Annotated in this window: 16 protein-coding genes; 6 read left to right on the plus strand and 10 right to left on the minus strand. The window is 60.0% G+C overall.

The annotated features are described in order from the left end of the window. Positions 1–279: 279 nt before the first annotated feature. From KJS47_RS02040 to KJS47_RS02050, 3 genes are all read right to left on the minus strand, one after another. Entirely contained in the window at positions 280–1,479 is a 1,200-nt protein-coding gene (locus tag KJS47_RS02040) for an MFS transporter (RefSeq protein WP_213522329.1), read from the minus strand. Between the two features lie 379 nt (positions 1,480–1,858). Next, on the minus strand, positions 1,859–3,391 hold the full coding sequence (locus KJS47_RS02045) for a HEAT repeat domain-containing protein (protein WP_213522330.1): 1,533 nt from the start codon (positions 3,389–3,391) through the stop codon (positions 1,859–1,861). A gap of 160 nt (positions 3,392–3,551) precedes the next feature. Beyond that, positions 3,552–4,418 carry an AraC family transcriptional regulator gene (locus KJS47_RS02050; protein ID WP_213522331.1) on the minus strand — a complete coding sequence of 289 codons (867 nt, stop codon included), beginning with the start codon at positions 4,416–4,418 and terminating at the stop codon, positions 3,552–3,554. Between the two features lie 160 nt (positions 4,419–4,578). On the opposite strand from KJS47_RS02050, the gene KJS47_RS02055 reads away from it, so the two are divergent. Next, entirely contained in the window at positions 4,579–4,956 is a 378-nt protein-coding gene (locus KJS47_RS02055; RefSeq protein ID WP_213522332.1) for a GIY-YIG nuclease family protein, read from the plus strand. A 298-nt stretch (positions 4,957–5,254) separates the two neighbouring features. On the opposite strand, the gene KJS47_RS02060 is transcribed toward KJS47_RS02055, so the two are convergent. Beyond that, entirely contained in the window at positions 5,255–7,036 is a 1,782-nt protein-coding gene (locus tag KJS47_RS02060) for a Rieske (2Fe-2S) protein (RefSeq protein ID WP_213522333.1), read from the minus strand. A 195-nt stretch (positions 7,037–7,231) separates the two neighbouring features. Between KJS47_RS02060 and KJS47_RS02065 the strand changes: the two genes are divergently transcribed. Next, positions 7,232–7,783, plus strand: a complete 552-nt coding sequence (locus KJS47_RS02065; protein ID WP_213522334.1) for an NADPH-dependent FMN reductase — start codon at positions 7,232–7,234, stop codon at positions 7,781–7,783. A gap of 247 nt (positions 7,784–8,030) precedes the next feature. Here KJS47_RS02065 and KJS47_RS02070 read toward each other — a convergent pair whose 3' ends face one another. Next, positions 8,031–10,346 carry a PAS domain-containing hybrid sensor histidine kinase/response regulator gene (locus KJS47_RS02070; protein ID WP_249716052.1) on the minus strand — a complete coding sequence of 772 codons (2,316 nt, stop codon included), beginning with the start codon at positions 10,344–10,346 and terminating at the stop codon, positions 8,031–8,033. Positions 10,347–10,592: 246 nt separating this feature from the next. Here KJS47_RS02070 and KJS47_RS02075 point away from each other — a divergent pair, with 246 nt between their 5' ends. Then, positions 10,593–11,519, plus strand: coding sequence for a S66 peptidase family protein (locus KJS47_RS02075; RefSeq protein ID WP_213522335.1), 927 nt, complete (start codon positions 10,593–10,595; stop codon positions 11,517–11,519). Between the two features lie 101 nt (positions 11,520–11,620). Here the strand turns inward: KJS47_RS02075 and KJS47_RS02080 are convergent, their stop codons facing one another. Both KJS47_RS02080 and KJS47_RS02085 read right to left on the minus strand, forming a co-directional pair. Next, positions 11,621–12,976: an ABC transporter substrate-binding protein gene (locus tag KJS47_RS02080; RefSeq protein WP_213522336.1), complete on the minus strand. Its 1,356-nt coding sequence runs from the start codon at positions 12,974–12,976 to the stop codon at positions 11,621–11,623. 154 nt (positions 12,977–13,130) lie between these two features. Beyond that, the gene (locus KJS47_RS02085) at positions 13,131–14,036 is read right to left on the minus strand and encodes an aminoglycoside phosphotransferase family protein (RefSeq protein WP_213522338.1); all 906 of its coding nucleotides are present in this window, start codon (positions 14,034–14,036) and stop codon (positions 13,131–13,133) included. Positions 14,037–14,346: 310 nt separating this feature from the next. Here KJS47_RS02085 and KJS47_RS02090 point away from each other — a divergent pair, with 310 nt between their 5' ends. Both KJS47_RS02090 and KJS47_RS02095 read left to right on the plus strand, forming a co-directional pair. Continuing rightward, positions 14,347–14,820, plus strand: a complete 474-nt coding sequence (locus KJS47_RS02090; protein WP_213522340.1) for a MarR family winged helix-turn-helix transcriptional regulator — start codon at positions 14,347–14,349, stop codon at positions 14,818–14,820. Next, positions 14,792–16,300 carry a DHA2 family efflux MFS transporter permease subunit gene (locus KJS47_RS02095; RefSeq protein ID WP_213522342.1) on the plus strand — a complete coding sequence of 503 codons (1,509 nt, stop codon included), beginning with the start codon at positions 14,792–14,794 and terminating at the stop codon, positions 16,298–16,300. The genes KJS47_RS02090 and KJS47_RS02095 overlap by 29 nt, the downstream gene beginning before the upstream one ends. A 100-nt stretch (positions 16,301–16,400) precedes the next feature. On the opposite strand, the gene KJS47_RS02100 is transcribed toward KJS47_RS02095, so the two are convergent. The 3 genes from KJS47_RS02100 to trxB form a co-directional block, all read right to left on the minus strand. After that, on the minus strand, positions 16,401–17,411 hold the full coding sequence (locus KJS47_RS02100; RefSeq protein ID WP_306433002.1) for a YpdA family putative bacillithiol disulfide reductase: 1,011 nt from the start codon (positions 17,409–17,411) through the stop codon (positions 16,401–16,403). Then, positions 17,411–18,862, minus strand: a complete 1,452-nt coding sequence (locus KJS47_RS02105; RefSeq protein WP_249716054.1) for a serine hydrolase domain-containing protein — start codon at positions 18,860–18,862, stop codon at positions 17,411–17,413. The genes KJS47_RS02100 and KJS47_RS02105 overlap by 1 nt, the downstream gene beginning before the upstream one ends. A gap of 153 nt (positions 18,863–19,015) precedes the next feature. Further along, entirely contained in the window at positions 19,016–19,957 is a 942-nt protein-coding gene (gene trxB / locus KJS47_RS02110) for a thioredoxin-disulfide reductase (protein ID WP_213522344.1), read from the minus strand. A gap of 154 nt (positions 19,958–20,111) precedes the next feature. Between trxB and KJS47_RS02115 the strand changes: the two genes are divergently transcribed. Continuing rightward, positions 20,112–20,396, plus strand: a complete 285-nt coding sequence (locus KJS47_RS02115) for a HesB/YadR/YfhF family protein (RefSeq protein ID WP_213522346.1) — start codon at positions 20,112–20,114, stop codon at positions 20,394–20,396. The last annotated feature ends 6 nt before the right edge of the window (positions 20,397–20,402 follow it).

Consider the following 20,402-nt stretch of genomic DNA (forward strand, 5'->3'; position numbering starts at 1 on the left):
CCGGCGAGTGCGGATTAGCCAGCCGCTTGCTCGGCTGGTCGGCTGCTTGCTTTCCTCTTGCTTTAGACGGCGTCCCTCAGAAAAAGTTACGCCATTAATCGCAAGAGCACCCATTTATTTACTTTCAATATACCAGGAAACAGGCCTGATACAAATTACCCAGCTCTTCCCGTTTTGCTACGATTCGATTAGAATCGCTTCGAAATGCCGCAGCATCCCAATAGAAAAGCCTCCTCCTCCCTTGCAGGGAAGAAGAGGCTTTTTTGTGAGGCAGCCGGACTATGAGGAGAGCACGGCCGGTTTCTCCCGCTGCAGCAGCGGGAGCAGCAGCAGAACGCCCAGGACGAGCAAAGCGGCGCTGCCTGCATAGATGGCGGCCAAGGGCAGCAGGTCCTTCACGAACCCCGCCGCTCCGATCCCCAGCACCATTGTTCCCATGAACACCGGCGTGATCGCTCCGCCTACCCGGCCGATGTAAGCAGGCTCCGTATTCCGCATGATGAGCGTCTGGATGCCGATCTGGATGGCAGGATAGAACAAGCCGCCTAGAAATTGAAGGACCATCGTAAGCAGCACGGACGTGGAGAAGCCGACGAGGAACGTACTGAACGCACTGACCATGAGGCCTGCAGCCAGCAGCGTCTGAGGCTTCAGCTTCTTCGCCTGCCCCATGATCAGTATGCCGCCGAGCAGCATGGCCGCACCGTTGACCAGCATAAACCATTGCAGGAACGGCTTGCCCTGACCCAACTTGTCGATGACGATATAGAGCCCGAGCGGCTGAATGAGACCGGCGGCAAGACCGGTAACGGCGAACGTCGCGCTAACCGTTCGCAGCGAACGGCTGGTCCATAGGTAGCGAAGCCCTTCCTTCAGCTCTTCCCGGAACGTTGTGCTCCTCTCCTCTTCCCTCTTCCGCTCGTCGCGGGGAAGCCGGGACAGCATCAGGGACGAGGCGAGGAATAGAACCGCCGTCATGCACAGCGAGACGCGAATCCCTGCCTGCAGGAACACGAAGGAGCCGATGACCGGGCCGAGCACGGTAAAGATGGCGACCAGAGATTGCGAGAGCGCCATCAGCCCTTGAAGCTGTTCGGGCGCAACATGATTCTTATACAGCTTCAAAGCGGAAGGCTGAGAGAACTGCGACAGACTGGCGGAGACGAACGTACCCGCCAGCAGCGCATACCAGGCACCTGCCCCGACCGCGAGCAGAACAAGCACAACGGAGACGGCGGACAGCGCGTCGCACAGGACCATCGTCCGCTTCGGACGCCACCGGTCCGCGAACGTGCCGCCGATCCAGGCAAACACAAACAACGGGGCGTATTCGACGATCGAGATGAGCGAAACGTATAGCGGGTCGTTGCCGGTCAGATCCGTGACATAGAAAAGGATCGCTAAATTCCGGACCCAGATGCCGAGCTGGAGCAAAGCGCGGGAACACAAGATGATACGTACATACGGGTTTTGAAGCATGACCAATTCCTTTCTTCCCATCGGGACGCGGCTTGATCCCGCAGGCAAAAGGGCTCCCGGAAACAAACGTCCACCTTTCTTATGCCGAGCTGGGATCTTGCCGCTGCTAGATATGTCCACCAAACAAACAAACTGCAAATTTGTTTGGCTTCCCGTAGACATTATAAGAAATCGACCATGAAATTACAATACATTATCTAGATGTTTACTTGTTTTGTTTGCTTATAGACAAACGGAACCACATTTGTTTGCTTCACCTCTCTTCCAAACCAAAAACCCGGCTGCTCCGTGTGGAGCAGCCGGGTTTTGTCTAGCTGTTCGATTGAAAGCGGCGGATGACGGCCAAAGTGGCTGCCGCCGCGTCGGCCGTCATTCGCTGTTACGGATAGAAGGTGCTGGCCGGCGTCGTGGTCGGACACCAGCGCGAGGCGCGGAGGAAGCCGAGCAGCGCGTCTTTGGCCCGCTCGGTCCCGACGTAGAACAGCGCGTCCGCCGCGTGAGCGCGCACGTACCGGTTCTCGTCTTCGAGCGCGCCGATGAGCTGCGGCACTGCCGCGTCCGCGGCGGCACCCAGCCGGGCGAGCGCCAGCCCGGCGGTGAAGCGGACCTGCGCGTCCTCGTCCGCCAGGCTCGCACCAAGCGCCTCGGCGATGCCGGCTTCGGGGGCGCCGATCATGCCGAGCGCTTCGGCGGCCGCCTGCCGGACAGCGGACGCGGGGTGCGCGAGCAGCCCAACGAGCGCCCCCTCTTCGCCGGAGGCCAGCTGCCGCAGCTCGCCGAGCGCGAACGCCGCGTGAACGACCGTGCCCTCGCGGTCGTCCGCCAGCGCCTCCGCGAGCACGGGCACCGCGCGGGCTCCAGCGGCGGAGAGGCCGTACGCGGCGAGACGCGAGACGCGTGCCCGCTCCCCGCGGAGCGCCCGGCCAATCTCGGCCACGCCGGCAATGCCCATCCTCGCGAGGCCGTACGCGGCGTTCAGCGCTGCCGGCTCGCTCTCCTCGGCGAGCGTCCGGCCGAGCGCCTGGACCGCTTCCGGCATGGGCCCCGGTAGGTGGGCCAGCCGGTCGGCGGCTTGCGCCTGCTCCGCCGCATCGGGAGACGCCAGCGCCGCGATCGCCTCGGCCGCGGTCTGCGCAGCCGCCGCTCGGCCAGCCGAGTCTAGGCGGCCCTTCTGCTCCTCCGGCCCGAGCCGTCCGCATAACCAGCCCCATACCTCCTCCCAAACCGCTTCCTGGGCGTACATGGAGGCCGGCAGGCCGTCCGGCGTCCGCCACTCTATCGACCGGCAGTTCCAGCTGGGACCGGAGGGTGCGTGGACCCGCATGAATTCGAATTTCAGCATGTAGCGCTCCTTGCCCGCCAGGTTGGCAGTAGAGCGGTGCCAGATGTCGTAATGGATGAGCGCGAACGTGCCCGCAGGGCCGCTTGCCTTGGCTTCGTCCGCCTGCTCGTCCTCCCGGAACGTGCGGGTATCGCTGTACTGCGTGCCCGGCATAATCCCGGTCGGCCCGAGCTCGACGGGCGTATCCTGCGGGAAGTACATAATCATGGCCCACCACGGATGATGGTGGCGCATCCGTTTATAGCCCCAATAGCTGTCCTTGTGCCAGGCCCCCGGCTGGGGAGAGTTGTTGAAGTGGCCATGCCGGTGCGCATGCAGCAGATAGCCCGGCCCGAGCACGCTAGTTAGCGCGCCGCGGATGACGGGATGCTCCATCGCCTGCTGGAGCTCCCGGATGCGGGGCAGCAGGTTGTTGCCCGGATTCCCCTCCTCCCGGTAGACGCGGGTCAGCTCCCCCAGCAGTCTTTCATGGAACGAAGGTGCAAAATCGGTCTGCAGCAGCAGATAGCCCTGCGCGACGAACTGCCTCATCTGCTCGTCTGTGAGCAGATGTTCTACATTTACGGACATCGGTCGTTCCTCCCTTGGTTGCTCCGGACGGCGGGAAGACGTGCAGACCGCCTGACGAGAGCGAGTTGTGCTTTGCCTGCTCCCATTGTAGAAAAACCGGCTTCGCCAGGGAATGCCATATGCTGACCGCCGCTTGTCGGATTCTAACCGGTTTAACGTCCTATCCGTTCGCTTCTGCCTCGCCGGTGCGCAAAAGCATCTCCCGATACCGGGATGGAGGAAGACCCGTATGCTTCTTGAAGAGGCGCGAAAAGTAGCAGGTCTCCATGCCGACAGCCTCCGCCACCGAGGCGACCGGCGAGGTGCTGTCGGCGAGGCAGCGCTTCGCCTTTTCCATCTTTCTCGCCTGGACATACCGGATCGGGGACATGCCTACGATTTCATGAAACACCCGGATGAACGCATTCGGGTGGTAGTGGACGAGCTCCGCCAGCTCCGGAACCGTCAGCGGCCGCTCTAGGTGGCGGTCAATATGAGCAAGTACCGTTTGAATCTTCGCCAGCCGCGGTTCCGCCGGGGCGGGCGGGCCTGCGTCCGCAGCAGGAAGCGAGCGCTCAATATAGTAGCTGACGAGCTCGAGGAGCGCGGCCTTTTGGAGAAGGACGGACGTGTAGACCGGGCTGCCCGCATGCTCGATCAGCCGGCGGAACAGGTCCGTTACCCGGTCGGTCTCGTCCACGTCGATCGAATACGGGAGACCGAGCAGACGAAACAAGTCGAGATCGCCGATCCGGGTCGTCACGTGACACCAGTACTTGCCAAACGTCTCCTCGCTGATGGCGGTATACGATTGACGGACGCCTGCCGGCATGACGAACAATTGCCCGGGCTTTGGGTAGTAGACCGTGCCGTCGATCTCTAGCGCCCCTTCCCCTTCCCGAATGTAATACATGCGTGTAAAGTCCGGCAGCATGTGCATCTGCCGCCATTTGGGGCTGACCTTGGTGTAGGCGGCAAGATGAACGTCCAGCTGAACATTCGAGAGAAGATGGCGCAGCCGGGATAGTCTCTTGCTTGAGGAAGTCACCCGCTCACCTCTTTGCAGCAAAGTCAGGGAAAGACATTCTTGTAATACGGCAAACATTTGTCTATTATGTTTGTATATTAACAAACAAGGCGATTTTCCGTTTCAATACATCTTAATTAGATGGATCATTTGGGACGGATGCGAATGGAGAGGATCAAACATGGACAAAGAGCAACGGAAGCAAGCCGGCAAGGAGTATGCCCAATCTCATCGGCCGATGGGCGTGTTCCAGCTCCGCAATGTGAAGTCGGGCAAAGTGCTCGTCGGCGGGACGATGGATCTGAAGGGTATGCAGAATCGGCTGCTGTTTCAGCTGCGCATGGGAAGCCACATCAACAAGGAGCTGCAGCGCGACTGGCAGGAATTCGGCGAGGACAGCTTCCGCTATGAGATTCTCGAGCAGATCAAGCCCCGCGAGGAGCTCGTGCTCAGCCCCGAGGATCTGAAGCCCTATCAGGAAGAAGTCAAGGTACTGGAGGAGCTGTGGGTCGAGAAGCTGCAGCCTTACGGTGAACGCGGCTACCACCGTCTCCGTTAGCACGCGCGTTTCAAACCCTGAGCGGATTCAGCCCTACTTGTCTACCCAACGGGCGTCGAGCGTGAACGGCCCAGTTGCCTGCAGTACTTGGTAGAAACGGTGGCCGCTAGCATGACGTTCTATGACGCCGGTGAGGACGCATCCTCCCGGCGTCTTTGCTATGCTTGCCGCAATTCCACGTACCTTTTCGCCTCTAAGCGTCTTTGCTGTGCATGCCGCTTATGCCGAAGGCCATCTCGCCTCCCGGCGTTATTGCTGTGCTTGCCGCCATGCCGAAGGCCGTCTCGCCTCAGTCGGTCTACTGCTCCTCGAAAAGCTTCTCGCCCCGGTGCAGTCGCCCGGCGATTCGTGCCGTATGCGGCAGCTCGCGAGCCGTAGGGGCGTGCGCAGCCAAATAACGCGTGCATGCAAGCAGCAGCGTCCGTCTCGCCTCCGCCGCGAAGGCGTCCGTCCTAGCCTCCCACCGGCGATACTCGCCCGCCGCCGCTTCGTACAGCTGGAAGCTGTGGAACTCGGCATCCTCCCGCAGCAGCGCATGGCCGAGCGCATTCCACAGCTCCGCCGGGTCACCGCCTGCCTCGAGATAGCCGGCCGTCCAGCCGGCTGCCTCTTCCACCTGCTGCCTCCGGTCCAGCAGCTCGAGCAGCTCGTTCGGAGACGGCCGCTTCTCCCCAGCGCCTCGAGTCGCGTCGGGCTTCGGAGCCCGGGGCACATTCAGGAACCGGTCGTGATAGACGGCCATTGCCCCGTGCAGGAGCGCCCGGCTCAGCAGCGGGTCCGGGGTCGCCTCGAGCCGCTCGCGGACCGCATGGGCATAGGTGAACGTATGGAGGACGGCAATCCAATCGCCGAAGTCGTTCTGCGTATGGAAGCGCACAATCCTCTCTGCCGCGGCGAGCGCGATCAGACCGGCGATTCGCGCCGGCTCCGCACCGGAGGTGAGCAGTTCCGTCAGCCGGCGCAGCGTTTCGTGCGGCTGGTCGCCTAGCAGGAGTGCGAGGAGGCCCTCCTCCTCGGATCCAATCTTGAGGTCTCCAGTTCCTGTTGGCGAAGCGTTCTCGCTCTCAGGCTGCTCGGCCGCCCGCTCCAACGCTTCGCAAGCTTCCCGGAGCGGTCCTGCCAGATCGACAGGAGCCTGCCAATGGTGCAGCTCTTCGCTTCGAGTCGGATTGGCCAGCAGCGGCACTAGCGAAGCGAGCAGCAGCGGCTTGTCGCCTTCCTCCATCAAGGCCAGCGCTTCGAACGCCTTGTTATGGAAGTCGAACGTATGCCCGCCATCTAGATAGACATGATCGGTGACGGCGGCGAGCATCATCCCGGCCAGCCGCTCTGCCGGCCAGCCCGCCTGCAGCGCAGTCAGCAGCACCTTCTCCGCACCCTGCGTATCACGTACCTCCACACAGCTGCGGTACCACTCGGTAAGCCGTTCGTTTCGACCGCCCGCAGAAGCCGGCAGCGGACCGAGCAGGTGGCGGGGAGGCCGTCCGCTGCTGGCGCGCGCCGTATGGACGAGCCCCTGGAAGAGCGCGAGCACCCGGCCCGTCTTGTCCAGCAGCGGCAGCACGTTGTACATCGCCGTCAGAATCGTCAAGCCGGCTCCCCAGCCGGCCCCCTGCGACGTGCCGAAGCGGATTCCGATCCGCACGATGTCCTCGGCGGGCACGCCGGCTTCCACCAGGCCGACGACCGCTTTGGCGATCACGAGCCCGATATTCTGCTCCAAGCCTTCCCTCAGCCGCTGCTTCAGCTGCTCCACCGTTCCGCTTCCACGGGGAACGGAGCGGACGAGCACGTCGCCTCCCTCCACCTTCACGTCGTAAGCGGGAACATCGTCTGCCCAAGGGTCGAGCGTCCCACCGCTTGCCACGTCGAAGCGGGCGTGGTGCCAATGGCAAGTCAGTATTCCTTCGCAAACGCTTCCAAGATGAAGCGGAAAACCAAGATGCGGACAGCGGTTGTCCACCGCGGCGAAGCCGCCGTCTTCGGTGGCAAAAACCGCTATGCCTCCGCGAATGACCTTTGCCTTCTCCTGTTTCAGCTCGTCGGCGGTACCCGCCCGGATCCATTGCTCCTGGGTCATGCGATCTCCTCCTCGTTTCCTGAAGATTCGTTCTTCTCCAGTATATACCTTTCCAGAAGATTCTGTCAGTTCTGTGTCCTCGTCAGCTATTGACTCCGTTCATTGGCTGCCCGATAATCAATGCTATTAATAGTTGTTTGGGCAACTATTGATTTTGATGATGCCAGCAGGCACAGAAAAAGGAGGAACTAGTTTATGAGAGTGGCCGCTATTATCGGAAGCAACCGGGAGCATTCGTTCAACCGGATGCTGGTCGATTACATCGCGAAGACGTACCGAGAACAGCTGGATGTGGAGATAGCCGATATCCGGGAGCTCCCGTTCTACAACCAGGATCACGAAGCCAGTCCCCCGGCTTCGGTACTCCAGTTCCGCGAGCAGATTGCGGAGGCCGATGCCGTTCTGTGGGCTACGCCCGAGTACAACTATTCGATTCCCGGCGTGCTCAAGAACGCGATCGACTGGCTGTCGCGCGGCGACAAGGTGCTCGTCGGCAAGCCGTCCTGGATCGTCGGCGCTTCGATGGGCACGCTCGGATCCGTCCGTGCTCAGGGGCATCTCCGTGACATTCTCTTCTCGCCGGGTGTCTCGTCCCCTCTTCTGCCCGGTAATGAAGTGTATGTCGGCCAGGTGCATGAAAAATTCGATGCGGAGGGCCGGCTGCTGCACGAGCCGACGGCGGCGTTTCTGGATATCGTTGTCTCGAACTTCCTCACCTGGCACGCGAAGCAGACGGGCCGTGCTTAACACACGAACGATTGGATAGAGGTCTGCTCAGCGAACGGATCTATACACGGAAGCTCGAACGGAAAAATAAGTCCACAAAAACAAGCAGCGGCCCTATTCGGCCGCTGCTTGCTTCTGTTCTTATCCCGTTTTCAGATCCGTCGGAACGCCGTCCCGTCTTCTTCGCTGGCACGTCCCCTGCATGGCATCTGTTCCCAGACGTTTATCATGCCTAAGAGAGCTACGCGTCGGTTCGTCCTCTCCTCTACTAGTCGACAGCCGTTTTTTCCGCATCCTCTAAGCATGGCTCGGTCTTAATGGTGAAGTGGAACGTCGAGCCTTCACCTTCCACGCTCTCTGCCCAGATAGTCCCGCCCTGAAGCTCCACCAGCTTTTTGCAGATGGCTAGCCCGAGCCCCGTGCCCCCGTATTTGCGGTTGATCGCCGGATGCAGCTGGGAGAACGACTGAAACAGCTCATGCTGTCTCTCCTTCGGAATGCCGATTCCCGTATCTCGTACCGTGCATTCGAGCACCAAGTGGTCTGTCCGGCGGGCAGGGATCCTGTTCAGCGAGATCACGATCTCGCCGGTTTCCGTGAATTTGATGGCGTTGCTGACCAAATTCAAAAGAACCTGCTTGAATCGTGTCGGGTCCCCCAGCATGCAGGATGGCAGCTTGGGATCCAGCGTATAGCCGAGCGAGATCCCCTTCTCGTCCGCCCTGGCGGCGAACAATGCGACTACGCTTTGCAGCAGCTCCTCGAGATAGATCGGCTCGTGGGTAAGGGTCAGCTTGCCCGCCTCGATCTTGCTGAAATCCAGAATGTCGTTCAGGATGTAGAGCAGCTCCTCGCTGCTTTTGCGAATGACATCGGCGTATTCTTGCTGCTCCTCGTCCAGCTCCGTGCTCTGCAGGAGCTCCGTCATGCCGAGGATGCCGTTCATCGGCGTTCTCAGCTCGTGGCTGACAATCGCGAGGAACTCCGACTTGGCCTCCGCCGCCCGTTCGGCAGACTCCTTCGCTTTGCGGATTTCATGCTCGCTCGTTTTGTCGCTGAAGATGACGACCGCCCCGACAATTCGCTCGTTCTCCAGCATCGGATAAGCGGTGTACTCGACGAGAAAGCTCGAGCCGTCCTTGCGCCAGAACACTTCCTCCGTTACATGCCGCGAGATGCCGTCCGTCGCCGTCATCCGGATCGGGCACTGGCTCCTCGGATAGCTTGTCCCGTCCGGACGGGAATGGTGAATCGTGCTGTGGCTCGGCATGCCGAGGAACTCGTCAGGCGCGTAACCGAGCAGCGCTTCACCGGCCGGATTGATGAAGATCGCCTTGCCCGAGCTGTCTACCCCGTAGATTCCTTCCTTGACCGAGTTTAGAATGAGCGTATATTGGTAGCTCAGCAGCTCGATTTGCTCGAGGTACTTCTTTTGCCCGGTAATGTCGTACGCGACCCCGTAGACGCCGACGAGCTGCCCGTCTACCAGGATGGGCACGTTCATGACATTAAGATTGAGAATCCGTCCGTCCTTGTGCAGAATTCGCGTTTCATAGAATTGGGGACGGCCTTGCATGGCGCGGTTAAAATGCTCCTGAGTATGGGCCAGGTCTTCCGGGTGGATGAGCGGGACGAACGAGCGGCCGACCAGCTCTTCCCTGGTATACCCGGTCAGCGCTTCGAGACTGCCGTTCATGGACACGTAGCAGCCGTTCAGATCAAACGAGAAGACGGCCGCTGGATTGTACTCGAACAGGGATTTGTAGCGCTGCTCACTCTCCTGGAGCTTGGCTTCGGCCATCTTGCGCTCATTGATGTCGCGGGATATGGCGATGATCTCCTCCACCCGTCCTTGCTCGTCGTACTTGTACCGCCCCATGCTCTCAAACCAGCTGTAGCTGCCGTCCTTGCATCGGATCCGGTAGGCTACGGTGAAAACTCCCTTTTGCTGCAGCTTCACCTGAAGGTAATCCTTCACCAAATGGGCGTCATCGGGATGAAAATAAGAAAAGGCGCTGGTGCCCACCAGCTCGTCCGGCTCGTAGCCGAGCAAAGGTAAGCAAGAGGGCGAGGCATAGAGGTAGGTCGCCCGCTCGTCTACGGCGTGCCGGGAAATAAAGTCCTGCGAGTGCTCGGCCAACAGCTCGACCGGATCGCGATTCGGATGAAAGCCGGGAGCGGCTTTCTCTTGCTCCGTTATGGCCGTCACTTCCGTCAGGATCGCGACCGGTTCTCCGTTTCGGCCCGCCACGCTCTGGGGCCGGCTGAGCGTCCTCAGAACCCGGCCGTCCCGATGACAGTAGCTGCTTACCTCCGTGCGCTCGCCCGGCGGGGATTCTCCCTGCTCCTCCGCCTCAAAGGATTCCGCCCGCGGTGCCTCGCAGGCCTCTCCACGGTTACGTCTCTCCGCCAGCAGTTCCTCCTCCGTGAAGCCAAGCATCCGGCAGAAGGCCGGATTCAGACGCAGCCATTCTCCCTCCGGGGTCGACAGAATCAGGCCGGTCTCCGAGCGAAGGAAGAGATGCTCAAAAAGCGTTCCTCCATATTCGGTCAGGAATGCTTGTCCTTGCTTATCGTTTGTCATAAGGATCCCCTTCTGTTCGAGTGGTCGTCCTTCGCGGATCCCTTGCGGGCTCTGCCTTCGGCATAGCGACGTCGATCCTTGGGAGACCATCCGTTCGCCTGCTCATCGATTCTATTATTATAGCACAGGAAAGCGGGGGTTCCATCGGAATCAGTCGGGAAGGCGGCATGAGGAAGCGCATTCGCCCGTAAGGTATAGAGAAGGATCCTGCATCCTATCAGCAACGAAGCGGAGGAATGGAAGCACATGGCGAACCTTCCGGTACTTCTCAACCGGGGAGATACGATAGGCATCGTCACATTGGGCAGCCCGCTAAGCGCCGATGTGATCGACAGCCGGCTGCGCCTGCTCCAGGGGATGGGGTTTTCCGTCAAGCTGGGACGGTATGTCTATGCGCAGAACGGCTTTTTGGCGGGAACGGATCAAGAGAGGGCTTCGGACCTGATGGCGATGTTTCTGGATCCGCAGGTCAAGCTCATTCTGCCGACGCGAGGCGGTGTGGGCGTCGCCGGCATCCTGCCCTACCTCGATTACGCGAGCATCGCCGCTCACCCCAAGCTGCTCTCCGGCTACAGCGACATCACCGTTCTACTCAACGTCCTGGCCCAGACCGCCGGACTGATTACGCTCCAAAGCCTGCTGCTTCTCGACTTCCGTTCGGACACCCCTTCCTACAACTACGATCAGTTCTTTGCAGCGACCTCCGTTCTGTCTGCTACGCGTCAGATTCGGAATCCCGCGGACATGCCGCTTGTGGGCAGGGTGCCCGGGCGCGTGACCGCTCCGCTTGTCGGCGGCAACCTGACATCGTTCGTCGATACGCTGGGAACACCCTATGAAATCGACACCAAAGGCAAGATTCTGCTGCTGGAGGATACCCACGAGCCGGTGAACACGATCTTCCGGTATTTGAACCATCTCAAGCTGGCGGGCAAGCTGGCGGACTGCGCCGGCATCGTCATGGGCCAATGCACCGCCTGTGAGGATGCATACGGAGTCTCGTACAGTCGGCTCATTGACGAGTTCCTCGTCCCGCTCGGCAAGCCGCTGCTGGTGAATCTTGCCTCGGCCCATGGCCTGTACAAGGCCGCCATCCCTATTGGCGCGCTTGTAGAACTTGACGCTACGAATGCAGCCTTGACGGTCATGCAGCCGACGATCCGTCTGTCTTAGCTTTCGCCATAAGAGAGCTGGCTTGTGAGCACGGCAAAACAGGACGGAATCCCCGTCCTGTTCGTTGTTCCTACACCTGGACCGCAGTCCCGCGTGATCTATCATTCCCCTCCGAACAACTGCCTGCCCTTCGTTTTGAATTCCTCCGCCGCCTGCTCAGGCGTTTTCTCCCCGTTCAGCACCGCTTGGAAGACCGGCTTCTGCACCTGATCCTTGAACTGCTTAAGCTTGGCGGCCTGCTCCGGCGCAAGCAGCTGCTCCACCTTCTCGGCGAGCTGTTTGCGCATCGTCTCCGCCGCTTCGAGATTCTCGGGCTTGCCGAGGCTCTTGCCTTCAAAGGCGGCTGCTTGCGAGCGGCGAGCAAAGGAAGCCGCCAGCTCGTTGGCCGATTTGCCGGCACGCGGTCCCGTCAAATATTCCAGCACCTCGAAGGTCCGCTTGGCATGAGCTTCGCCCTTGTCGTTCTTCTGCTTGAAGGCGACATAGCCGTCCGCGGCCGTAGTCGTCTTGGCCGGAGAGCGGTCTTCGTGAGGAACAGGCAGCAGGACGAAATCGATCTTCTCCCCTTTCAGCTTGCCGGCGTCAATATCGGCGTTGCGCTTTTTCAGCGTGACGTCGTAATAGACGAATGCTTTGCTCAGCATAGCGGCCTGGCTGTTGTAAAAGAGCTCCGTTCGCTTCTGCGGATTGAGCGAGACCGTTTCCTTGGGCATGACGCCCTCGTCGAGCAAGCTCCGCACGAAGCGAAGCGTCTTCAGAATGCGTTCGTCGTTCCATACGAATTTGCCGGTGGCATCGACGGCGTCCGGAAGTCCGGCATTGCGTGTGAGCAGCTCGAGAAAATCGTTCGACGTGCCGTCCGTCACGAAGCCGTACTGGATACGTCCATCTGGAAGGGGCTTCGTCAGCTTTTTGGCGGCCGCGAGAAATTCCGTCCACGTCCAGCCGCTGCGCTGGATGCTCCGCCAGTCGATTCCCGCCTCCTCCAGAATCCGGCGGTTCCCGCCAAAGGAGTGAACCTCCACGTACAGCGGAAGCCCGTACTGCTTTCCTTTGATCTGGCCCAGCTCGAGGATGCCGGGGTAGAAATCGTCACGGATCTCCTGCGTCATGTAAGAATCGAGAGGCAGGGCGAGTCCGCTGGCGACATACTGCCCGCTAACCGGACTGAAATAAATGTCCGGCGGATTGCCGGAGTTCAGGGCGACATCAAGCTTCTTGCCCCCTTCCTCCCAGGACAGCAGCTCATATTGAATGGTGACCTTGGGATGCTCCTTCTTGTACTCCTCGATCGACTGCTTCAGCTCCGCTTCGTACCCGTCATAGACCGGATACGTCCAAACCGTAATGGTGTCCTGGCCATCTCCCGCTCCTCCGCTTTTGCCCGTGCAGGCAGTCAGCGTAGTCAAGAGAACAAGGACGAGTGCGGCCAATCCTGCCTTTCGTTTGCGCGACATCCTACCTCCTCCTTTTGGGTGGTAATACTGCAGACAGACGCTCTTGCGCCGCCAGCTCAACGCCTCCTTTCCAGAGAGTGGGAACGCTTGCAAACCAAGTGTACGACGCGACCCGAGACGGCACAATGCGGCGTAGGCACTGGGTCGTTAGCCGCTAGTCCCTATACCATTCGGGTGGTCCGTTATAGGTCCAGTCGTGCGTTTCGACAATTTGACGGGTCCGTTCCCGGACTTCTTCCAGACGCCCGGCCGCATGGCCGCCCAGCTGGCTCGCGTGCTGGTTCAGTGCGACGAACAGATTGTACCGGTGCCAGAACAGGGCAGGAACCCGCTCGTCAAAATATCCGTCTACCTGGCCGCGGGCAAACGCCCGGCTAACGGCGACCGTATATTTCGGAAGCTTGAAAAATTCCTCGAGCGGATCTCCCCAATCGAAGGAATCAAAGTCGATCACGCCCACCTCCCCGTTCTTCGACAGGATGAGATTCTGGGGGTGATAATCATCGTGCTGAAACCGGACGGGACTCGTCCGGAGCAATCCCGCATGTTGGGTGATATATCGCTCCAGCTCCTCCTGTCTATGGAACGTGAGCCCAAGCCGCGCGCAGGCGGCTCTCTTCTTGCCGTATTTGTCCAGCCTTTTGGCGTGCCAATCGAACGCTAGCGGCGGCTTCAAATGATGGATGCGCCTCAGCTGGCGGCCCGCCTCCAGCCCGAACCGGTATTGGTCCGGCTCGTTAAGGGAGGGCAGCTCCCGCTCCCCGCTTGCACCGTCCAGATAGGTCAGCACGAGATAACAGGAACCGTCTTTTCCGGCTCTGCCGAACCGGACAGGCATCTGCGCCTTGACCCCGTTCAAGGCGTGCTGGCGAAGCAGCCAGGCTTGCAGCAGCCGCCGCGATGTTTGCTCGGGCGGATATAGCTTTAATAGATAGCTGGTTTCCTTGTCGGTCGTGGAGAGGATATACTTGTCTGCTTTCGAGAATCCTCTATCTATACGTTCCATGCTAGTAACGGCGAGTCCGGACAGCTCCCGCTCCCAATCTATGTGTTCCCTCATCGCGGAAGCATCCCTCCTTATGGCCGACCGATCGGTCGAGACCGCTCTGCCAAGCGCGAGCATACTCTTTCCCGTTCGTTGTCCAGTGTTTCTATGGTCCTACAGACTTAGCCGAGATTCCTCGTTTGACAGTAAGGGAAACTCTTCTCTCTAGAAAGGGAAAACATAGTTTAAAATCAACTTTCCCCTTGTTCTTCCCGCACGAAATTGGGTGCTCGGTCAATTGTTGACAGCGTAATGGTTAGATCGTATAATAATTTGCATGCGAAATATTTGATGGCAAAAAATTAAAGGGGGAAGGTAAACCAAATTGAACGATCAGCAGCGTGTTCACCTGCTGTACGCCTCTTTCCGCGAAGCGAGCCAAGCGTTCAGCCAAGTGCTGATGAAGCCGGCTCAGAAGTACGGCGTCACGCCTATCCAGCTGCTTGTTCTCCGGTGTCTGGCCGAGGAACCGGGGCTCGGCTTGAACGAGCTGAGTGACCGGATCCAGCTGGCGAGCAGCACGGCAAGCGGGATCGTCAACCGGATGGTCAATGCCGGTTTGGTGGCAAGCGAAAGGTCGGCGGAAGATCGACGTGTCGTCTCTCTGAAGCCAACCGAGCGAGGCCTCTCCTTATGGAGGGAGATTTGGGAGACGCGCATCGACCACCTCACGCCCCTGCTCGAAGTAAGCGAAGCGGATCAGGAGAACTTGCTCCGTATCCACGCCCAGATTGTTAACATTCTACAGAACATGAGAGAGGAATCCGTACATGAGTCATGCAGCAACACCCACCTTTAAGCGAGGACCCATCGTCGCTTCTCTGCTGATCGGCGCGTTCGTCGCCCTGCTCAGCCAGACCTTCCTGAACGTCGCGCTTCCGGGCATGATGAAGGATATGAATGTCAACGAGAACACCATCCAATGGCTCGTCAACGGCTACATGCTGGTCAGCGGCGTCCTGGTTCCGATCAGCGCCTACCTGATCGAGCGGTTCACGACGCGCATGCTGTTCATGGCCGCCGTCGGCATGTTCTCCGCCGGCACGATTCTCTGCGGCTTCGCCCCCGGCTTCGAGCTCCTGCTGACCGGGCGCCTCATCCAGGCGGCCGGCGCCGGTATCCTGATGCCTCTGATGTCCATTGTCTTCCTGACCATCTTCCCGATCGAAGAGCGCGGTAAGGCGATGGGCATGATGGGCCTCGCGATGATCTTCGCTCCGGCCGTCGGCCCGACCTTGTCCGGCTGGATCATGGAACACTACCAATGGCGCACTCTTTTCTATATCATCATTCCGCTGTCCATCTTTGCCTTTATCTTCGGCTCCATCTCGCTGAAGAACGTCACCCGTACTTCCCGGCCCAAGCTCGACATGCTCGGCGTCATCCTGTCCACGCTCGGCTTCGGCGGTCTGCTCTACGGCTTCAGCGACGCGGGCAAGGCTGGCTGGGGAAGCGGCGTCGTTATCACGTGTCTCGCCGTCGGGACGCTCGCTCTCATTCTGTTCATCTGGCGGGAGCTGGTCACCGACAAGCCGATTCTCGAGTTCCGTGTCTTCAAGTTCGGCATGTACTCGCTGACAACCGTCATTAACGTCATCGTCACGATGGCGATGTTCTCCGGCATGATTCTGCTGCCTCTGTATCTGCAGACGCTGCGCGGCTTTACACCGATGGAATCGGGACTACTCCTGCTTCCCGGCGCGATTCTGATGGGCATCATGTCCCCGATTACCGGTATTATCTTCGACAAAATTGGCGCACGCTGGCTGGCCGTGATCGGCCTGACGATAATGACGATCACCACGTACGAATTTACCCAGCTATCGCTCGACATGTCGTATACGACACTGATCGTCATCTACACGCTGCGGAGCTTCGGAATGTCGCTCTTGATGATGCCGATCCAGACCGCCGGCATGAACCAGCTGCCGCAGCGGCTGAATGCCCACGGCTCCGCTATGTCCCAAACGCTGCGGAACGTGGCGGGCGCGATCGGCACGGCGATGCTCGTCTCGATCATGACGAATGCCTCGACCTCCCACGGCAAGGAGCTGCTGGCGTCCGGCCAGTTCAATCCGGCGGACAAAGCCCAAATGCTGGCCCTGTCGCAGCAATCCGCCATCTATGGCATCAATCACTCCTTCGTCGTCGCGACCTGGATGACGGTCGGGGCTCTCATCCTCGCCTTCTTCATCCGCAAGGTGAAGCCGTACGGCGAAGTGCAGCTCGAACGAGAAAAAGTGGAACGAACTCCTCAGCCGTCCGTTGCCAAGCAGTAAGTTCGCTGATGACTGCTGCAAGAAGAAGCGCCCAGCGCGTCCTGCCTAATCGGCAGCGCGCTGGGCGCTTCTTCTTGCTTGGCTTCCGCGAGACGGGGGATTAAAGCAATCTCCCGCGCAGCTCCTGCGCGATGGCTTCTCCATGGAGCCGGCCGTCGTCAATGAACACCTTGTTCGTGATGCCGCCGGCGAGCACTCCGGCCACGAAGACATTGGGCACATTCGTCTCGTAGGTGACCGGGTCGAAGACAGGGACTTGCGTCTCGGGATCCAGATCGACGCCTATGCCGGCCAGGAAAGCGGCGTCCGGCCGATAGCCGATCAGCGAGAAGACGAAATCGTTGCCGAGCCGGACCGTCCCCTCCGGCGTCTCGACCTGGACTTCCTCCTCCTCGATGGTGACGACGCTCGCTCCTCCATAGAACCGGATGCGCTGCTTCTCGATCATGTTGCGGATGTCGAGCAGCAGCGTCGGCTTGATTCCCTTCAGCACCGTATCGCCCCGATGAACCAGCGTCACTTCGGCGCCGCATCGGTAGAGGTCAATGGCGGCCTCGACGGCGGAATTTTTGCCGCCGACCACAAGCACCCGCCTTCCGGCGTACGAATGCCCTTCCGAGTAATAATGGCTGACCTTGGGGAGCTCCTCGCCGGGAATGTGCAGCCGTCTCGGCTGGTCATACGTCCCGGTCGCTAGGATGACCGACTTGCCCGAGAAAAGGCGGGGCCGGCCGTTATGGTTGACGGCATGGATGGCGAAGCCGTCTTCCCTCCTCTCCACTCTTTGGACGGTGTGGAAGGTCTGCACGTTGAGGTTCATCCGCATCGCCGCGCTCCGGTAATACCGAAGCGCCTCCTGACGGGTCGGCCGTTCTTCCTCCGACAGAAAAGGGATGTTCCCGATTTCCAAACGGTCACTGGTGCTGTATAGCCTCATTGCGGAGGGAAAGCGGGAGATCGTGTTCACAAGGCCTCCCTTCTCCACCACCAAACAGTCCAGCCCCGCCTCACGGGCGTAAGCAGCAGCGGCCAAGCCGCAGGGCCCTCCCCCTATAACAACAACATCGTGCATGGCTGCCTCAAGCTCTTCGGATTGTGGATAACGGCTCATCAAACGGTCGTCGTCTCCAGCACACCCTCCAGCTCGAGCACGGGCTGCGAGGACGGAGGGACCGCGAGACGGACCGCCACCCGGTCTCCTTCGAAACGAAGCGTAATCACTTCCCGGTAAGGCGTGTGAACATACCGCGTTACCAGGGAATAGACGCCGGGCTGGACCCAGCAGCCGCTCGCCAGCAATGGCGTCCGTTCCCCTGGCAACAGCTCCCCGGTATTCTCGACCCAGCGGCCGCTCGCGCTGCGAATGATCCTCTCTTCGCCGTTACGCCATAGACGGACGATCGTATCGTCGCCGTCTTCGGATAATGCGACCGCCTCCAGACCTGTATCTCCTTCCTCAAGCTTGTAGCGTCTGCCATCCGCCGTCTCGTGGACCGTGGACGCCGGCTCGCCGGAAGCAAGCGGCGGATAGACGAGCGAAGCAGCTGCGTCCGCCAGCTCCTGCCGGCCCATCTCGTCAGCCTCCAGCGGAGCGGTGCGGAAAGCAGGCAGCAGATGCTCCCAAACCGCGTTCAGCATGCCCTGAGCACTTGTGGTACCCGCCGTCATCGCGACGACGGCGTCGTGCTCGGGGATAACGAGGCAGAACTGGCCCAGCATGCCTTCGGCCCGATAGACGCCGTGACGGCATACCCAGAATTGGTAGCCGTATCCTTGAATCCAGTCCGGCCGATTGCCGGAAGGATCGTGGTTGAAATTGTCCACCTTGTAAGTGGTCGCCTCGCGCACCCAGCTTTCCGGGATGAGCTGCTTGCCCTCCCACTTGCCTCCGTCCAGATAGAGCCTGCCGAACTTGAGCAGGTCCTCGGTCGGAATGCTGAGACCCCAGCCGCCGAGCGAGATGCCGGCCGGGCATGTGCCCCACTCGGCGTCCGCAAAGCCCAGCGGCTCGTACAGACGGGGCCGGAGATACGCATGGACCGTTTCCCCCGTTACCCGCTGAACGATGGCGGACAGCAGATAGCTCGCGGCGTTGTTGTAGGCATAGTATGTACCCGGCTCATGGTCGATCGGCCAGTGGAGGATGGTCTGCACCCAGTCCTGTTCCTTCGGATCGATCATGCGGATCGTCTCTTTCTTGTGACCCGTCGTCATCGTTAGCAGGTGCTTGATCCGCATCTGCTTCAGCCGGTCGTCGTCCGGGATCCGCTTGTCCGGAAAGAACGAGACGACCGTGTCCTCGACCGTCAGCAGTCCGGCTTCGATGCAGAGTCCGACGGCTGTCGCCGTAAAGCTCTTGCTGATGGAGAACATCATATGGGGCATGTCGGGCTCGTAAGGCGCCCACCAGGCCTCCGCCGCCACCTTCCCGTGGCGCAGCAGCATGAAGCTGTGAAGACCCAGCTCGCGCTCCTGGACGGCATTCAGGAAGGAAGTGACGGCGCTCGATGAAATCCCCGCTTCCTCGGGGGTGCATCTGGGCAATCGGGCAAGTTGCGACATTCTGGTTCCTCTCCTTTATGTAAATCAGAAATAGTAGCTAAACGTCTCCACATTTTAACACTGTTCGTGGGCCCGTTGAAGTCCGTCCCAGGCAAAAAAGGAGCGGCACCATCAGGTGCCGCTCTTTTTCAGCCGACCGGCTGGGTCTAGGGATCAGCCTACGAGCTCCGCTTGCTCCACCGCCTCGAGAAATTTCTCGCAGTCGATAGCGGCCATGCAGCCGGTGCCGGCGGCGCTAATCGCCTGGCGGTACCGGTTATCCTGCACATCACCGCAGGCGAAGACGCCGGGAATGTTCGTCTCGGTCGTGCCTGGCTTGACCAGCAGGTAGCCGGTCTCGTCGGTCTCCAGCTGGCCGCCCAGAAACTTCGTATTCGGGGTATGGCCGATGGCGATGAAGACGCCTTCCGCCTCGATTACTTCTTCCAGTCCGCTCTCGTTATTGCGGACCTTGAGACCCGTCACGCCCCGGTCGCCCGCCAAAACCTCAAGCGGCGTCCGATTGAGACTCCAGCTGATTTTGCCGTTCGCGCGGGCGCGGTCCTGCATGATCTTGGAGGCGCGAAGCTCTGTCCGCCGGTTGACCAGCACAACCTCCGAAGCGAAGCGCGTCAGGAAGTTTGCTTCCTCCATGGCGGAGTCTCCGCCGCCGACCACGATGATCTTCTTATTGCGGAAGAAGAAGCCGTCGCAGGTCGCGCAGGTGCTGACGCCGCGCCCGACGTTCTCCTTCTCTCCGGGGATGCTGAGATATTTCGCCGACGCGCCAGTCGACAGAATGACGGTCTCCGCCTTGATCTCCCCTTTGCCCTCTACCTGCAGCGTGAACGGGCGCTTGGACAGATCCACGGCGTTCACCCAGCCGGTGACGAAGGTGGCGCCGAACCGTTCGGCCTGCTTCCTCATGTTCGCCATCAGCTCGGGGCCGAGAATTCCTTCCGGAAAGCCCGGGAAGTTCTCTACCTCGGTCGTTGTAGTAAGCTGTCCGCCCGGCTCCGGTCCCTCGATGACGAGCGGATTCAAATTGGCTCTTGCCAAATATATGGCGGCGGTCAAACCGCTCGGTCCTGTTCCAATAATAACGGCTTTATGCATGCTGGCTTCCTCCTGTCTCGCTTCCCGTCTATTTAGCGGGAACCTTGTCGTACTCTAAGGTTACTACTTGCGGGCCCGCTCTTCATGAAGGTATGATGAATATACAATGAAGCCTTCATGAAGAAGCTCGCATCGAGGCGGAAAGGGGAAGACCATGAAACTGACTGTTACGCCAGCCGCTGTCCACTGCTTCGTCCAGGAATGGGATTTCCGCAAGGGGGACCGGATCCGGATCTTCGTCCGTTACGTATCGGGAGGCGAAGAGCCGTTCGCGTTCGGCATTACTCCGGATGAGCCAGTCCAGGCCGCTCTGTCCACCGTCGCCGATGACTTGACCTTCTTTATGGAAGAGAAGGACATCTGGTTTCTCGAGAACCGGGATTTGACCCTCGACGCCCGGGAAGACATGATCCTATTCCAGATGTCGTCGGAGCACTGATCGCAG

This window comes from Paenibacillus sp. J31TS4, assembly GCF_018403265.1.
In the GTDB taxonomy this organism is placed as follows: domain Bacteria; phylum Bacillota; class Bacilli; order Paenibacillales; family NBRC-103111; genus J31TS4.

What these genes read in the sequence shown, in the direction of transcription:
- KJS47_RS02055 (WP_213522332.1), top strand. Translation starts at nt 4,579, where the DNA reads ATGGACAAAGAGCAACGGAAGCAAGCCGGCAAGGAGTATGCCCAATCT.
- KJS47_RS02080 (WP_213522336.1), bottom strand. Translation starts at nt 12,976, where the DNA reads ATGTCGCGCAAACGAAAGGCAGGATTGGCCGCACTCGTCCTTGTTCTC.
- KJS47_RS02100 (WP_306433002.1), bottom strand. Translation starts at nt 17,411, where the DNA reads ATGAGCCGTTATCCACAATCCGAAGAGCTTGAGGCAGCCATGCACGAT.
- KJS47_RS02105 (WP_249716054.1), bottom strand. Translation starts at nt 18,862, where the DNA reads ATGTCGCAACTTGCCCGATTGCCCAGATGCACCCCCGAGGAAGCGGGG.
- KJS47_RS02040 (WP_213522329.1), bottom strand. Translation starts at nt 1,479, where the DNA reads ATGCTTCAAAACCCGTATGTACGTATCATCTTGTGTTCCCGCGCTTTG.
- KJS47_RS02060 (WP_213522333.1), bottom strand. Translation starts at nt 7,036, where the DNA reads ATGACCCAGGAGCAATGGATCCGGGCGGGTACCGCCGACGAGCTGAAA.
- KJS47_RS02095 (WP_213522342.1), top strand. Translation starts at nt 14,792, where the DNA reads ATGAGTCATGCAGCAACACCCACCTTTAAGCGAGGACCCATCGTCGCT.
- KJS47_RS02070 (WP_249716052.1), bottom strand. Translation starts at nt 10,346, where the DNA reads ATGACAAACGATAAGCAAGGACAAGCATTCCTGACCGAATATGGAGGA.
- trxB (WP_213522344.1), bottom strand. Translation starts at nt 19,957, where the DNA reads ATGCATAAAGCCGTTATTATTGGAACAGGACCGAGCGGTTTGACCGCC.
- KJS47_RS02045 (WP_213522330.1), bottom strand. Translation starts at nt 3,391, where the DNA reads ATGTCCGTAAATGTAGAACATCTGCTCACAGACGAGCAGATGAGGCAG.
- KJS47_RS02085 (WP_213522338.1), bottom strand. Translation starts at nt 14,036, where the DNA reads ATGAGGGAACACATAGATTGGGAGCGGGAGCTGTCCGGACTCGCCGTT.
- KJS47_RS02065 (WP_213522334.1), top strand. Translation starts at nt 7,232, where the DNA reads ATGAGAGTGGCCGCTATTATCGGAAGCAACCGGGAGCATTCGTTCAAC.
- KJS47_RS02115 (WP_213522346.1), top strand. Translation starts at nt 20,112, where the DNA reads ATGAAACTGACTGTTACGCCAGCCGCTGTCCACTGCTTCGTCCAGGAA.
- KJS47_RS02075 (WP_213522335.1), top strand. Translation starts at nt 10,593, where the DNA reads ATGGCGAACCTTCCGGTACTTCTCAACCGGGGAGATACGATAGGCATC.